At 50.0% G+C, this 14,390-nt stretch carries 18 protein-coding genes; 2 read left to right on the forward strand and 16 right to left on the reverse strand.

Features of this window, described 5'->3' with window-relative positions:
* Positions 1–13: 13 nt before the first annotated feature.
* The 9 genes from PHR44_07575 to PHR44_07615 are packed head-to-tail and all read right to left on the reverse strand — an operon-like array spanning position 14 to position 7,556.
* Positions 14–589 (reverse strand): Maf family protein, encoded by a 576-nt coding sequence (locus PHR44_07575; GenBank protein ID MDD4910516.1) that lies wholly within the window; start codon positions 587–589, stop codon positions 14–16.
* Positions 582–1,829: an NAD(P)/FAD-dependent oxidoreductase gene (locus PHR44_07580; GenBank protein MDD4910517.1), complete on the reverse strand. Its 1,248-nt coding sequence runs from the start codon at positions 1,827–1,829 to the stop codon at positions 582–584. Before PHR44_07580 ends, PHR44_07575 begins: the two co-directional genes overlap by 8 nt.
* 15 nt (positions 1,830–1,844) lie before the next feature.
* The gene (locus tag PHR44_07585; protein ID MDD4910518.1) at positions 1,845–2,801 is read right to left on the reverse strand and encodes a DHH family phosphoesterase; all 957 of its coding nucleotides are present in this window, start codon (positions 2,799–2,801) and stop codon (positions 1,845–1,847) included.
* Positions 2,798–3,070, reverse strand: coding sequence for a TMEM165/GDT1 family protein (locus tag PHR44_07590; GenBank protein ID MDD4910519.1), 273 nt, complete (start codon positions 3,068–3,070; stop codon positions 2,798–2,800). Before PHR44_07590 ends, PHR44_07585 begins: the two co-directional genes overlap by 4 nt.
* An 11-nt stretch (positions 3,071–3,081) precedes the next feature.
* Entirely contained in the window at positions 3,082–3,558 is a 477-nt protein-coding gene (locus PHR44_07595; GenBank protein MDD4910520.1) for a hypothetical protein, read from the reverse strand.
* Between the two features lie 17 nt (positions 3,559–3,575).
* Positions 3,576–5,096 carry a DUF1846 domain-containing protein gene (locus tag PHR44_07600; GenBank protein MDD4910521.1) on the reverse strand — a complete coding sequence of 507 codons (1,521 nt, stop codon included), beginning with the start codon at positions 5,094–5,096 and terminating at the stop codon, positions 3,576–3,578.
* A gap of 32 nt (positions 5,097–5,128) precedes the next feature.
* Entirely contained in the window at positions 5,129–5,539 is a 411-nt protein-coding gene (locus PHR44_07605; protein MDD4910522.1) for a DoxX family protein, read from the reverse strand.
* A 2-nt stretch (positions 5,540–5,541) separates the two neighbouring features.
* Positions 5,542–6,663, reverse strand: a complete 1,122-nt coding sequence (locus PHR44_07610) for an FAD-dependent oxidoreductase (GenBank protein ID MDD4910523.1) — start codon at positions 6,661–6,663, stop codon at positions 5,542–5,544.
* Positions 6,660–7,556: a prenyltransferase gene (locus tag PHR44_07615; protein MDD4910524.1), complete on the reverse strand. Its 897-nt coding sequence runs from the start codon at positions 7,554–7,556 to the stop codon at positions 6,660–6,662. Before PHR44_07615 ends, PHR44_07610 begins: the two co-directional genes overlap by 4 nt.
* Before the next feature lie 63 nt (positions 7,557–7,619).
* Between PHR44_07615 and PHR44_07620 the strand changes: the two genes are divergently transcribed.
* Both PHR44_07620 and ispH read left to right on the forward strand, forming a co-directional pair.
* Positions 7,620–8,660 carry a polyprenyl synthetase family protein gene (locus tag PHR44_07620; GenBank protein MDD4910525.1) on the forward strand — a complete coding sequence of 347 codons (1,041 nt, stop codon included), beginning with the start codon at positions 7,620–7,622 and terminating at the stop codon, positions 8,658–8,660.
* A complete protein-coding gene (gene ispH, locus PHR44_07625; GenBank protein MDD4910526.1) occupies positions 8,657–9,487 on the forward strand; it encodes a 4-hydroxy-3-methylbut-2-enyl diphosphate reductase in 831 nt (276 codons plus the stop codon). Before PHR44_07620 ends, ispH begins: the two co-directional genes overlap by 4 nt.
* Before the next feature lie 48 nt (positions 9,488–9,535).
* Here ispH and PHR44_07630 read toward each other — a convergent pair whose 3' ends face one another.
* Genes PHR44_07630 through PHR44_07660 form a run of 7 tightly spaced genes read right to left on the reverse strand, consistent with a single transcriptional unit; the run spans position 9,536 to position 14,388 of the window.
* A complete protein-coding gene (locus PHR44_07630) occupies positions 9,536–9,724 on the reverse strand; it encodes a ferredoxin (GenBank protein ID MDD4910527.1) in 189 nt (62 codons plus the stop codon).
* Position 9,725: 1 nt separating this feature from the next.
* A complete protein-coding gene (locus tag PHR44_07635) occupies positions 9,726–10,265 on the reverse strand; it encodes a hypothetical protein (protein MDD4910528.1) in 540 nt (179 codons plus the stop codon).
* A gap of 5 nt (positions 10,266–10,270) precedes the next feature.
* Positions 10,271–10,792 (reverse strand): hypothetical protein, encoded by a 522-nt coding sequence (locus PHR44_07640; GenBank protein MDD4910529.1) that lies wholly within the window; start codon positions 10,790–10,792, stop codon positions 10,271–10,273.
* The gene (locus tag PHR44_07645) at positions 10,789–11,457 is read right to left on the reverse strand and encodes a hypothetical protein (GenBank protein ID MDD4910530.1); all 669 of its coding nucleotides are present in this window, start codon (positions 11,455–11,457) and stop codon (positions 10,789–10,791) included. Before PHR44_07645 ends, PHR44_07640 begins: the two co-directional genes overlap by 4 nt.
* A 4-nt stretch (positions 11,458–11,461) precedes the next feature.
* Complete coding sequence (locus PHR44_07650; GenBank protein ID MDD4910531.1) at positions 11,462–12,565, reverse strand: radical SAM protein; 1,104 nt, start codon at positions 12,563–12,565, stop codon at positions 11,462–11,464.
* Positions 12,558–13,331, reverse strand: a complete 774-nt coding sequence (locus PHR44_07655) for a glycosyltransferase family 2 protein (protein ID MDD4910532.1) — start codon at positions 13,329–13,331, stop codon at positions 12,558–12,560. The genes PHR44_07650 and PHR44_07655 overlap by 8 nt, the downstream gene beginning before the upstream one ends.
* A 4-nt stretch (positions 13,332–13,335) precedes the next feature.
* Entirely contained in the window at positions 13,336–14,388 is a 1,053-nt protein-coding gene (locus PHR44_07660) for an alpha-ketoacid dehydrogenase subunit beta (protein ID MDD4910533.1), read from the reverse strand.
* Positions 14,389–14,390: the final 2 nt, after the last annotated feature.

Below are 14,390 nucleotides of genomic sequence, written 5' to 3' on the forward strand. Positions count from 1 at the left end.
ACTCCAGCAATATCTAAAAAATATCTACTTTGACTTTATCCAGTATGGCGGCAAGTTTTGAGAGCGGCAGGCCGACAACATTATAAAAACAGCCCTCTACGCGTTCTATAAAAATACTGCCTGGCCCCTGTATGTCAAAGGCGCCTGCCTTATCCAAAGGCGATACCTTCCTGAAGTACCTTCTGATCTCATTGTCGCTCAGACGCCGCATATAAACCCTGGTCTTCTCGTATGCGGCAAATGCCTTATCTTTATCAATATCTATGACCGCCAGGCCCGTATAAACCCACTGCGGCCTTCTGGAAAGCAGTTTAAGGATCTTAAATGCCTCATCTTTATCCTTCGGCTTGCCGATTATCTTCCTGCCGGCCAAAACTACCGTATCCGCGCCGATGACTATTCCGGAATCAAACCTCTTAGCCGCGTCCCTGGCCTTGTTCAGGGCGTTCGCGATGACCAGATCGCCGCATCCCGCTTTTAGCGACCGGTCTTCTTTTACGTTCGAAACCGCCACCTGAAATTTAAGGCCGAGCTGCCTTAAAAGTTTCTGCCGCGCCTTTGACCTGGAAGCCAGTATTATCTTACGCATACGCGGCGCTCTCTCCCGCCAGAAAGCCGGTTGAAAATGCCTGCTGTAAATTGTAGCCGCCGCTGTAAGCGCAGCCGTCTATTATCTCGCCGGCAAAATACAGCCCGGGGACGATCCTTGACTCCATAGTCCTGGGGTTGATCTCCTTGACCGGGATCCCGCCGTTGGTGACCATCGCCTCTTCAACAGGCAAAGAGCCGTTAACGGTCAAGGGAAAGGCCTTCAATAAATCCGCGATCGCGCGGCGTTCATTACGATTTACCTGATTCGCCTTTTTTTCAGGCTGTATGCCGCCTATGCCCAGGAATACGGGGATCAGGCTATGCGGCAATAAATTTTTCATAACGTTTTTTATCTGGCTGTTTTTGTTGAGGCCGAACTCCCTCAACAACCTGCCCTCTATCTGTTCGGGGCTTAATCCCGGCTTGAGGTCAATGTAAAGCATAGCCTCCTTGTATTCCTGAAGCGCGCAAACAACGCGGCCGCTTAGATCCAGGACTAACGGGCCGGAAACCCCGAAATGCGTGAACATGACCTCGCCTACCCCGGAGGAGATCTTTTTATTGCCGTATTTGAAAATGGCCCGCACATTTTTTAGCGGAAGCCCCTGTAACTGTTTGACCCATTTCTCTTTGGTTTTTAACGGCACCAGAGCCGGTTTCAATGCCGCTATGGTATGCCCTGACTTTTGCGCGATACGAAACCCGTCTCCGGATGAACCGGTCGCGCTGAAAGAAGCGCCGCCGGTAGCCAATATTACCTTTTCCGCGTAGATCTTCCCTGCCTTATTCATAATTTCAAGTTCAAAACCGCCGTTTTTCCTGATTATGCCTGACAGGCGGCTATCGTATAAAATCTCTATCCCGCGTTCTTTCAAACATTTTTTCAGGACATCCACTACGGAAGACGATCTATCGCTGGCAGGAAAAACGCGGCCCTGCCTTTCTGTCTTCAACTCCAGCCCTCTGTCGTTAAAAAAACTCATCAGGCCATGGTTGGAAAACGCGGAAAATGCCGACCTGAGAAAATTGCCCTGCTTCCCAAATGCCTCTATGAAGGCATCTATATCCGCGGCATTGGTAAGATTGCACCTGCCTTTTCCGGTAAGCAGGAGCTTTCTCGCGGGCGCGTTGTTTCTTTCTATCAAAATTATTTTTTTTCTAAACCGTCCGGCGCTTATCGCGGCCATGCAGCCGGCCGCCCCGGCGCCGATAACGGCAATATCGTAAACTCTCGCCACCTGCCGCTTCCCTGCCTATAAAAGCTTCTCAGACATCTTTAATAAACGGTTTATGGACGCTCTGTTATTCGGTATGCTGCAGCCGGCTATATCAAAATGCCCGCCGCCGCCGTAGGCCTCCGCCAAAGACGCCACGTTGATGGCGCCTTTTGACCTTAAACTGACCCTTAGAGATTTACCGTCCTTTTCCCTGAACAATACCGCTATTTTTACGTCGCTTATAGAGATCATCTCGCCTGCTACCGCGTCCACGTCCTCATCCCGGCCGCTGGCCTTCCGGAAATCCTCCCGCCTCACAATAGACCAGGCAACCTTATCGCCCTCTAGAAACCTGCACCTTGACAGGCATATCCCCGAAAGGATCACCGATGCCCTTCTTCTTATCCAGTAGACCATATCGGTCAATTTGGAGAAATCATCTACTATCTCAAGAAGCCTCGCGCAGATCTCAAAGGTGAGCGGCCTGACGCCGGGCAACCTGAAAGAATTCGTCTCAACTATTATTGAAGTAAGGATATTCTGTGCTACGTTGGAATTTATATCTGTTCCCTTTATGCTGTTTAAAAGGGAATATATGATCTCGCCTACCGCGGCCGCTTTTGTGTCTATTATACTTATGTCGCCGAACGGCCTCCTGAATTCATGATGGTCTATCTCCAGGATATTTTCAGCCCTTTTGAATATCCCGTAGGACTTACCCAGTATCTCCTTATTGCTGCAGTCAACTGATATCGCCAGATCGCATTTTGCCTGAGTGTGTTTTATGATCCTGTCCGCGCCGGGTAAAAGCCGGTATCTGTACGGCACGCCGTCGCGGGAAACCATATATACGCGCTTGCCCAGCCCTTCCAGAGCCAGGCCCAGCGCCAGCAGCGAACCGATAGAATCTCCATCGGGATTAATGTGGCCGGCAATAACTACGCTGCCTGCCTTAAGTATCTTTTCCCTGGACTTTAGAAAATCACGCGTCATATCCTTCCTGAGAACATCAGCAGGCCGACGATAACAAACAACGAGGCAGCCGCGTACTTTATATATTCGGGCCTTATATACCTGCTCAGGGCCGCTCCTGAACAGACCGTTATTAAGGTGACCGCGGCAAACGCGGTAAGAGAACCCAGGAATACGGACATCCAGGAACCGGACCTGACAGACAAAGAAAGATTGGCTAATTGGGTTTTATCGCCTAATTCCGCCAAAAATATCGTTACGAAAGCCGTAATAAATATCCGCCAATCCATCAGATCCCTCCTTAAGGCAGTCTGCCTCCCGCCCAGTCCCCTATATAATGAGTCACCACTATGACCAAAATCGCGATCAGCAGGTGTTCCGTCACTGCCTTCCATGGATTCTCTCCCTGCGAGCGTGCCATCTTATAACTCAATATAAACAGCATAGACAGCCCCCAGGCCGCGCTTACAAATATCGCCGTGGATAATCTAAATAATAATACGGGGATAATAAAGGTCAGCGCGAAGAGAAACTTGGATAGAAATGTGGAGATCGTGGCTATCCATACCTCTTTCGCGGTGTGCTTATTCTCGGACTCCTCGGAAATATGAATGCCCAGCGCGTCGGAGAACGCGTCTGCTATCGCTATGGTCAGTATACCTCCTATGACCGCTATCTCTGAGTGAGTGCTGGAGTGCAGCCCTATCATCAGGCCCAGCGTAGTGATTATCCCGGAAGTCAGGCCAAAACTAAACCCGACCGTAAATGAATGCCGCATTTTATAATACCCCCTTTTTATAATACCCCGAACAGTTCTTTGGTGGAGAAATTCGGATCGCTGGTAAGATTTACGCCCAGCCTTCTCAACCCTGCCTCGTCTCCAGGAGTAGGCATATGCGTCATATGTAATTCACAGCCCTGCAATTCTTTCAGGCGTTCCATAGCCAATCCCGCCGCGGGATTAGATGCCGCGCTTATGGTGAGGGCTATCAACGCCTCATCAAGGTCCAAACTTACCGTCTTCGCGCTCAAGATATTCTTCTTAAAATCAGTCACGGCATCTATTATATTGGGAGGCAGCAGGTGTATCTTATCGGGTATCCCGGCCAATTTCTTTATGGAATTGAGGATCAGGCTTGAAGCCGCGTGCATAAGCGCGGAATTCTTGCCTGTGACAATAGAACCATCGCTCATTTCTATGGCCGCGCCGCAGAAGATGCCTTCGTTGCCTTTGCCCCTGCCCCTGGCCTCTTCAGCCGCCTTGCGCGCCGGCTCAACTACCCGCCTGTCCTGCGCCTTTACATCCATGCCCTCCATAATAACCTCTACCCTCTCCACGGTCTCCTTGTCGGCAAGGCCCATGGCGTACTCGCAGGCATACCTGAAATACCTCCTTATGACCTCTTGTTTGGCCGCTTCCTGGACCGCGCTGTCATCCACAATGCCGGATCCAGCGCAGTTGACGCCCATATCGGTGGGGGATTTATACATCGGCTCGGCCCCTGTTATCTTTTCCAGTATCCTCTTGAGCACAGGGAACACCTCAATGTCGCGATTGTAATTTACGGCCGTCTTATTGTATGCCTCAAGATGAAAATTATCTATCAGATTGAAATCTTTGATATCCGCCGTGGCTGCCTCATAAGCCACATTTACGGGATGCTTAAGAGGCAGGTCCCAGATGGGGAAGGTCTCAAATTTCGCGTACCCGCTTTTATAGCCCCGCTTGTAATCGTGGTATAACTGAGAAAGGCATGTAGCCAGCTTTCCGCTGCCTGGCCCCGGGCCCGTGACGATAACTAACGGATGCCTGGTTTTAATATACTCATTCGCCCCGTAACCTTCGTCGCTGACTATGGAATCTATGTCCGTGGGATAGCCCTTTGTAAAAGGATGCGTATAGACCTTTACATTGCGCCGCTCCAGTTTATTCTTGAATATCCTGGCTGCCGGCTGATTTTCAAAACGGGTTATAACTACGGCTGAAACCTCTATTTCCCAATCTTTAAGGTCGTCGATAAGCTTCAAAGCGTCGGCATCATAGGTTATCCCGAAATCCGCCCTGACCTTCCTTCTCTCTATATCCCCGGCATAGATACACAACAGGATATCGGCCTTATTTTTTAATTCTTTCAAAAGCCGCATCTTGACATTTGGGTCAAATCCCGGCAGGACCCGCGAGGCATGGTAATCAAAAACGATCTTGCCTCCGAATTCAAGATAGAGTTTGTTGCCAAAAAGTTTTACCCTCTCCAGTATAGCCGCCGTCTGCTCTCTCAGGTACTTATCGTTGTCAAAACCCGTCTTCTTAGGCATACCCCTCTCCTCGGTAGATCACGCTGCCTGTGTCACCATTTGTTGTAAATAGAAAACCTGCCGGCTCCGGCCATCATCAAAAATATGGAGACAGCCAGGATAAGCATCTGGTATTCAAAGCCGCCCTGCATCATAAAAAATCCCTTGCTGGCGTGGACCTTTAGAATGGCTACGAGCATTATAACCGCGATCGCGGCCGCGCTTATCCGCGGCAGTATGCCCAGGATCAAAAAGGCGCCGCCCGCTGCTTCAGAGATACTAAGAACCCATGCCCAGAATAACGCCGGCATAAAGTTCAGCTGCCCGGTCATTGCCGCCACTGCCTCTATACCGCCTCCCCCAAAAGCGCCGAACACTTTCTGCGTTCCGTGCGCCAGAAATATCACGCCCAACACTACCCTGAGAACCAGCACAGCAGCATCAAATATCCGTCCGCTTCCCATGACTACCTCCTTCTTATCAAACTACTGACTATGCCTGATTTATTCCTTATGCCGTATGAACGATATACGCACATCAAGTAGTGCAGAGCCGTAGGGACGACACCTGAAGTATTTATACCTAAAATTTTACCACAAGAACGGTTATTTGCCATAGGTATTATGTAGCCCGGATCCAGAGGCAGGTAACGCTTCAAGGCGAGGCCTTTCTCGCTCCTTATGATATTCTCCGCCGCCAGCGCCCCCTGCGCGACCGCGAACTGCACAGCCATCCTTAAAGGGCTCTTCCTATGATAGAAATTCGCCGCGTCCCCCACGGCAAAACATCTTTGCGCCGCCCTCAAATACCCGTCCACGTTAAGCCGGCCCTGCGGGGTTTTATCCACGCCTGAACCCGACAGGAAATCCGCGGTCTTTACGCCTGCCGCCCAAATAAGCATGGCCTTGTCAAAGGTGCCCCGGCTTGATAAAGAGACCCTGGCGCCGTTTATATTCTCTACAACGGTATTTAAAAATACCTCTATGGAAAGTTTGTTTAAATTGGCAGAAACATAGCGCTTCATCCATTCAGGAAGGGGCCCCAAAATAGAATCCGCCCTTTCAATGATCACTATTCTCCCCCGCCTCTTGTGCCTGATGAGATATCTGCGTAAATTAGCGGCTATCTCAACTCCGGTGTATCCGCCTCCCGCGATCATAAACGTCTCAAATCCTCCCCCAGCCAGCCCCTGCAGGATCTTTTCGGCGTCGCCGACATCATCCAGCTTATGCGCGTATTTCTTTACCGCTTCATTGCCGTAGAAATTGGTCTCTGATCCGGAGGAGATAAGCAGATGATCATAATTAAGATCGCCGCCGGAAGTAAAGACCATCTGTTTTCCAAGGTCAATGCCTCTTACCTCTGCGTTTATAAACCTGCACCCGCATATCCTGCTGACATCCTCAAGCCGGTTGGCTAAGAATTCAGGCCTGATCCGTTCTCCGATAATATCGGGCAGGGCAGGCAGGAAATTGAATTCTTCCTTCTTGTCTATAAGGATAATGTCCGCGTGCCCCTTGAGCTTAGAAAGCCCGCGCAACGCGCTGATGCCCGCGAACCCGCCTCCGATGATCAGTATTCTACTCATAGTATTAGATCCAGGATCAAAGCGATACTAAGAAACGTATGCGCCATTATAGTGATCCTGGACGATTCAACTAATTTATTCTTATCGTTATAATAACATTTCAAAATGCCGCCTGCCTTAAGAAAAACCGGTATAAAAGCAAAACTCAACAGCGCGTAGGCGCTCAGATATCCAAAGGCGATATTGACTATTATGGAAAGAAAGACCGCGGCTATGAGCACGCGGTATAGCAGGAACGCCCTGTCCGCTCCTGTCAGCCCTACCAGCGTCCGCTTGCCTGATCTCAGATCGTCCTGGAAATCCGGAACTTCGTTAGAGAAAAGTATCATCGCGGTCAGAAAGCCGAAAGGCAAAGACAGCATGAAAGGCATTAGATCAGGGAACGCCCCTGTCTGAAGGAAATATCCCGCCATAACAGGTGCCGGGCCAAAAAGAAGAAATACCGTAAGTTCACCCAGCCGGCGATAAGAAAGGCGCAATGGCGGGCAGGAATAGGAGAATCCCAGAAATAACACAAGCAGATAAAAGATAACCGCCAGGCCGCTGCCGAGAAGCGCGGCCAGCGTGACAATGCAGATAGAGGCCAAAGAGAAACAAATAAGCGACAGCCGAAGGTAGAAACGCTCGGAAAAAACTCCTTCCTGTATGAGTTTTGAGCCGCCGAATAATCCGTAGGGCCTTATATCCTGCCAGTCCGTGCCTGTCTTTGAATCGGCGTAGTCATTTATAAGATTGGCGCCTAAATGAGTCGAGATTACCGCGGCCAGCCCCAGCAAGAAAGCAGTAAACCCGAAATCTGTTCTGTCTATAAGCGACCCGGCTATAAACGGAAGGATACTTGCGGTAATGAACGGCAAACGCAAAGCCCTGACGTATTTTTCAATTACCCCCATCAATCCCTCTACTCTCTACTCGCTGCTTGCTACTCTTTACCATATATGTTATCATAACTTGCCATGATTTACAGGATAAAAAACAGGATAGAAAAAGAACTGCATGTCTTTATCGATAAAATAGACGGGCTCTATGGGTTAAGCGGGGCATCCCCACTTCTGTTCCGATCAATAAGGGGTTTCTTCTTAAGAAAAGGCAAGAGGATCCGCCCTATCCTTTTCCTCATCGGCTACCTGGGCTTCAAAGGCAGGCAGACGAAGAACCTGTATACAAGCGCGCTATCAATTGAGCTGCTGCACGACTTTCTGCTTATCCACGACGACATCATAGACAAATCCCCCCTAAGAAGAGGCCGGCCCTCGCTGCATGAGGTATTCAACGCCTACCTGAAGAAAAAGGGCAAGGCAAAATTCAATGGAGCGGACCTGGCGATCGTGGCCGGAGATGTAATGTACGCGGCGGCGATACACGCGTTCCTCTCCATAAAAGAAGACGCGCGGCGCAAGGAAAAGGCGTTGAGGAAGTTGATCGAGGCGGCGATCCGCACAGGGGCGGGGGAATTTATTGAATTACTGGCAGGTCTTAAAGACATCAAGGAGATAAACAAAAACGACATCTATAAAATATACGATTACAAGACCGCCTGCTATACCTTCTCTACCCCGCTGTCGGCAGGGGCGATACTCGCCGGCGCGAAAGAGCCGCGGATAAAAAAACTGTCCGACTTCGGGATATGCGTCGGCAGGGCCTTCCAGATCAACGATGACATACTGGATATGTTCGGCGAAGAAAAGCAGACGGGCAAATCAACGCTCACCGACCTTAAGGAATCGAAGAAGACGCTGCTTATATGGTACGCCTACAACAACTCCTCCCAGAAAGACAAGGCGTTTATCAGAAAGGCGTTCTCAAAGAAAAAAACGGGCAGATCCGACCTGTTGAAGATACGCGGGATAATAGAAGAAAGCGGCGCGCTGGATTATACGCGTAAAGAGACCAGCCGTCTTATAAAGACAGCTGAAGGCCTGCTTCTGTCTTCGGGAATGCTGCCGGAATACATCCAGGCGCTGTCGGGTTACTACAAGAACCTCCTTTGCCTATGAAGGTCAATATCGCCAGATCCGCGGGGTTTTGTTTCGGCGTCAAGAGGGCGCTGGCTATCGCCCTGGGCATAGCCGGAAAAAAAGGCAAGGTCTATATGCTCGGCGACATAGTCCATAATGAGGACGTGGTCAGGGAGATAAAAAAATCTGGCATCAAAAAGATCGGCCGCCTGGGAAAAGGCGGAGGCAAGATACTTTTGATCAGCGCGCACGGCGCGCCGGTAAAGATATTCCGTAGCGCTGCCGCGGCAGGATTCAAGGTCATGGACGCCACCTGCCCCATGGTCAAAAAGATACATAAAACCGCTCTGGACATGGAGAACAGGGGCCGCAGGATCATCATTATCGGCGACAAGAAACACAGCGAGGTCATCGGCATCCTTGGGCATCTTAAGGACAGGGCTATAGTGATCGACAACCCGGATAATATACCCGCCGGCAGGATAAAAGGTGTAAACAAGGCCGCCGTTGTCGTCCAATCTACTCAGAATATAGAAAAGGCGATCAAAATATTGAAGAGGGTAAAAAAATACGTGCCTGACCTGGTATTCTGCAATACGATCTGCAGGCCTACGACCATAAAACAGGAAGAGATAAAAAAGATGCCGCTTGAAAACGACGTGATGGTTATAATCGGTTCAAAAAACAGCGCCAATACCAGAAGATTATACGAAATATCCAAATCGCTTAATAAACGCAGCTACTGGATACGATCAAGCGGGGATTTAAAACGGGGGTGGTTTAAAGGCGCCGGAAGCGTGGGTGTCGCCGCGGGCGCTTCAACCCCTGAATCAACCATAAACGATGTGGCAGCCGCCCTTCGCTAACTCCTTCAGCGCCTTGCCGCCCACATATTCCCTCTCTAAATAAAACCCCTATTTTTCTATCTTAATAGCCTCTACAGGGCACTGATCGGCGGCCTCCCCGCAGCTTTGTTCTGCCGAAGACGGCACAGGGTCAACATAAGCAACGGCCTTATCGCCTTCCATCTTGAATACATCGGAACATACCTGGGTGCATAAAGAACAACCGATACAGGTATCAGCGTCAACTATCGCCTTCATCTTATATCCCTCCTTTTTCAGGTTTATCTATATCAATTTTTCCAAAAAGTATTGTCTTTAGTAACATTATGCCATTTGCCGCGAACAGCATAAACGGAGAACCGATGTAATATTTACCGTTCTTCAGCGCTATCTGTCCGGAGCTTACCAGCCGTGAAAGCCGCCTGCCTATGATCTCTTCGGCATTATAGCGGCTGATTATCTCATCCAGGGTCAGCCCGCCGGGAGCGGAATACAGCTCTCTTAATATGCGTATCCTGCGGGCGGTCTCGCCCATATTCAGAAAATGAAAATAGGTATTCCAGAAAGCCAGGTAAATGATCGCGTTTGCCGCGAGACGGCCAAAGGTATCTATCACGGCCCCGGATGAACGGCAAATATACCCTGTCTCAAACAAGAACAGGACGAATGCCCCCGTGCCAAAACCGGTAAAAACAGACCTGAGAAGCCCGTCTCCCTTTTGGCTACGGCAGGATAATACCTGAAGAAAGGCGCCGGCCGCGAAGGCGAATACCGACGCGAAAGCACGCGCGTGTTCCAATGGCCTTACCCTCCCATGCCTTTTAGCCCCAGAATACCGCGAAAGAACGTGAACAGACGGGCGACAGTTAACCCCGCTGAGCTAAGCTTATATTTATTGCCTTCCAGATAAATAAGTTTGGCCCTGAGAAGGTCTTCTATCCTTGGCTTGATCAGCGTATCGTTATTAATCTTATTTTTAAATATATTGATGTCCAGCCCCTGCTGGCGAGCCGCGGCAACGCTCAATATCATAGCGATTGAAGGGCTTTCCGCTTCTATCGCCGGATAGCTTGCTATATAGGCGCAGGACAATGATATAAACAACAGGCAGTAGCGCAGGTATTGGTAGATACCCTGAGGCACGGCTATGCCGGATAAGGCGGCACCGGGGTTGGCCTTAAATAAAAGTATGCTGAAAGCGAAAACAACGGCGAATATATACAACAGGGCCGCGGCATGATTCTTAGGCGGGCGTGCCCTCCATATAAGAATATGAAATAGGAACGCTGCGAGAAAAAACCCCAGGCCGTAAAACAATACGCTCATAAACCGGAGCAGAAGTCCTTCAATTTTTTAAATTCTTCATAGGTCTGAAGCGATGCCCTGGCTTCAGAGACCACCATCCCCCGGTAGCCGGCCCTGTTCAAGAGCCCCAACAAATACCGGCTGTGTTCCGGCGACTGATGAATGTGCGTATGCCATAGCGCCGAACCGCCGACGTAACCGGTCATATGTATATGAGAGGCCTGTTTTATCACCTTGATGAACTCTTCCTCATATATGCCGGCGCACTCCATCTCCAGGTGCTCAAGGTCCAGGCACCTGCCGCAGCCGTACCTCCTCATAAATTTAAGCGGCTCATGCACGCTGTAAGTATTCTCAATGCAAGGCCTGACCTTGACAGCCCTAAATATAGCGGCGATGTCCTGCCATTCATCTTCCCAGTAAATATTATGAAAAACAACGATCCCGGCGCCTATCTCTTTTGCCAGGCCGGCCAATCTACGCGGATCGTATTCATTACTGGGGGCGTGGATGGCATACCTGAAAGAAAAATCCCCGCATAATCGCGCTATTTTATTAAAACCCTTGAGTATCTCTGAAGAGAGATACAGCTCCACGGCCTTTATGCCGGCCTTTTGTGCAGCGGAGAGTATGCGGCGTTCAGGCGCGCATTTGACCGCGATAGTTATGTTCCGGCCTTTCGGCATAATATTAAATAAAATTGATGTGCATCGGCGCCGCGCCCTTTAGCTCCTCAAGCGAGGCATTATTGTTTTTCAGATCCCATAAAAATTCATTTACCTTATGCTGAAGGCACAGCGTCCCGCACATTGTCCGAGGGTCGAATTTTTCCGAAGCCAGCAGATCCATCACTTCCCAATAACGCTTGCCCTGCCAGATCTCCTTAAAAGACGTATCCGCTATGTTGCCGATATGGAATCTTTTATACTTTTCGTTGAACAGCATACCGCAGGGTGCTACCAGGCCGGAGCCGGACAGCTGCACGATAAAAGGCGGCCCATAGCAGCGCCCGTAGCCGCGTTTTCCGCCGCTTAAGACCTTGGACCACTTTACCTTGACCAGATAATCCCTGTCAGAATAACCCTCCGCCTCTTTTAAGATATCTACCAGGCCAAAGTAGGCGGGATAATCAACCTTTAAATTACCATCCTCGTCATCGCTGCAGTGCTTGATGACCGCGTAATCCACCCCTGATTCCTTTCCCAGTTTCGCGAAAGGAATGATCTGTTCGGAAAACTGGGGCAATAAAACCATCTGCAACCCCAGAGTGACTTCAAGTCCGCTCTTTTTCTTGATCTCAACGCATTTCTTTATGGTGTTATAAACCTTGTTGAAGCATTCTTCCTTGCAGCCCATTATGCGGGCGTAAGCGGAGGGGGTGGCCGCTGAGATATTGAACCGAAGATACGTCAGGCAGGGCAGTATCTCCTCCAGGCGCTCGTCCTTTAACAAAAATCCGTTCGTGCCCAGCGCCATATCCAGGCCGTTACCTTTACCCTTTAAAATAGCGTCATATAAATGAGGAGAGCAGGTACTTTCTCCGTCACTGACAAAGCTTACCGCCTTTACCCCGATCTCGGCGGCATCATCCAGGAAACGGAATATGACCTCGCGCGTCATCTTTTTCTCGTCATTTTCCTGCAGCCGGCCGTAACAATAGACACATCTATAAGTGCACCTTCTGGTCAAGGCGCAGTCCACCGTAATGGGCGCGATCCTTTCCCCGCGCAGCCAGCTCTCCACCCTTTCTTTATGCCAGTTAAGCTTATGGCCGTCCAGGACCAGATCATCCATTGATCCGCCTTGCCGATAATGAGTCATCGCTGAACCTTCGCCTGTCTAATTTTGTTTCGGAACTGAAATAAATATCCCTGACTAATCTTAGATACCCTTTTATTACCCGGAACAGGCTGGGAAAAGAGACCGCCTTGGAAGAGCCGGAATGCCTCATCCCCAGCCGGTAAGGGACCTCGGCAAAAAGGTAGCCCTTCGTGACCAGCCGTATCAACATATCGGTCTGGAAGAAAAACCCGCTGCTCTGGTGCTTCAAGCCGGACAATATGGATTTTCTGTATAACACCGTTCCGTTGGTATAATTCAACGTAACCCCGAAAGTCGTATTGATAATAAATCTGTAGATAAATGACAAGGCGTTCCTCAATACGGAGCGCACCCATTTATTATAATTAAAGGGGATCACTATATCCACATGTTCAAGAAGCATCGCGTAGCGCATGATCTCCCAGGGGTCGTTCTCATTGTCCCCCGGCAGCATGCATACCGCGTTGCCCCGCGCCTCCCTGACCCCATCCCAGAAAGAAACGCCTATGCCTTTAGGCGCGGAGTGGTTAATGATCCGGATATTTCCGGCGTGTTCGCTTATTTTGCGTTGAACGATCTCGGGCGTCGCGTCGCTGCTGCCGTCATTAATTACCACTATCTCTCCGTCAATACCGGAGGCCTTAAAGGCAGAAAGGGTGTTGTCAAGCGCTAAAGAAATGTTTTTCTCTTCATTAAGCGCCGGCATTATGATACTTAAGAACAATTTATTACCTTCCATAATATTAATCCGCTCTTAAGAGTTTCTTGGCCTCAAGGACGACCCTGTCTGTATCGGGATAATAGGCCTTTTCCAGGGCGGGGCTGCAGGGGGTCGGAGTATCCGGCAGCGTAAGGCGCCGGACAGGGGACTTTAAATATTTAAATGCCGACTCCATCAAGAAGGAAGATATCTCGGAGCTTATGCCGCCGAACTTATAACCGAAATCCAGCACCAGCGCCCTTCCCGTCTTCTTAACGGAGGCGAGGATCAGATCATGATCCAACGGCCTTACTGTGCGCAGGTCCAGCACTTCTATGTCTATGCCGTCTTTTCCCAACCTCATAGCCGCTTCCTGAGCCAGCGTTACCATGAACGAATCGGCGATGACGGTCAGGTCCCTGCCCTCTCTCCTTAACACAGCTTTACCCAGAGGCACAAAATAAGCCTCCTTAGGCACCGCCTCCTTATGGTCGTAAAGCCAGCGGTGCTCGATAAATATCACGGGCGAATCACCGGCTATGCTGGATAAAAGCAGTCCCTTGGCGTCATAGGCGCAGGAAGGCATAACAACCTTTAAGCCGGGGACATGGGTAAATAACGCCTGGATCGGCTGAGAGTGCTGGGCTGCCGAGCCCCAGCCGCCCCCTATTATCGCCCTTACAACCATGGGTACGCTGACCTTTCCCCCAAACATATATTTCCATTTTGCCGCGTGGTTAATAAGCTGATCCATGGTCAGGAGCATAAAATCGGTGCGCATGTGGACCAGGACCGGCCTTAAACCGCCCAGTGAAGAACCGATAGCGATCCCCGTCAAGGTATTTTCGCATAGAGGCGTGTCAAAAACCCGTTCCCTCCCAAACTCTTTATGAAGATCGAGAGTTGTGCCGAATACGCCTCCGGCATCATCCACCCCTTCCCCAAAAATGAAGGCGCGCTTATCCTCTTTTAACGCCAGATATAATGCCTCACGTATCGCCTCTCTATAGGTGGCCATTCTCCCTTTTGACCGGCCGCTATCGTCATTCAAGGTCTTTATGGTGGACAGGTCTATCGGCGCCTTATCCCACGACATGC

Source organism: Candidatus Omnitrophota bacterium, from assembly GCA_028707125.1.
Taxonomy (GTDB): Bacteria; Omnitrophota; Gorgyraeia; order Gygaellales; family JAQTUX01; genus JAQTUX01.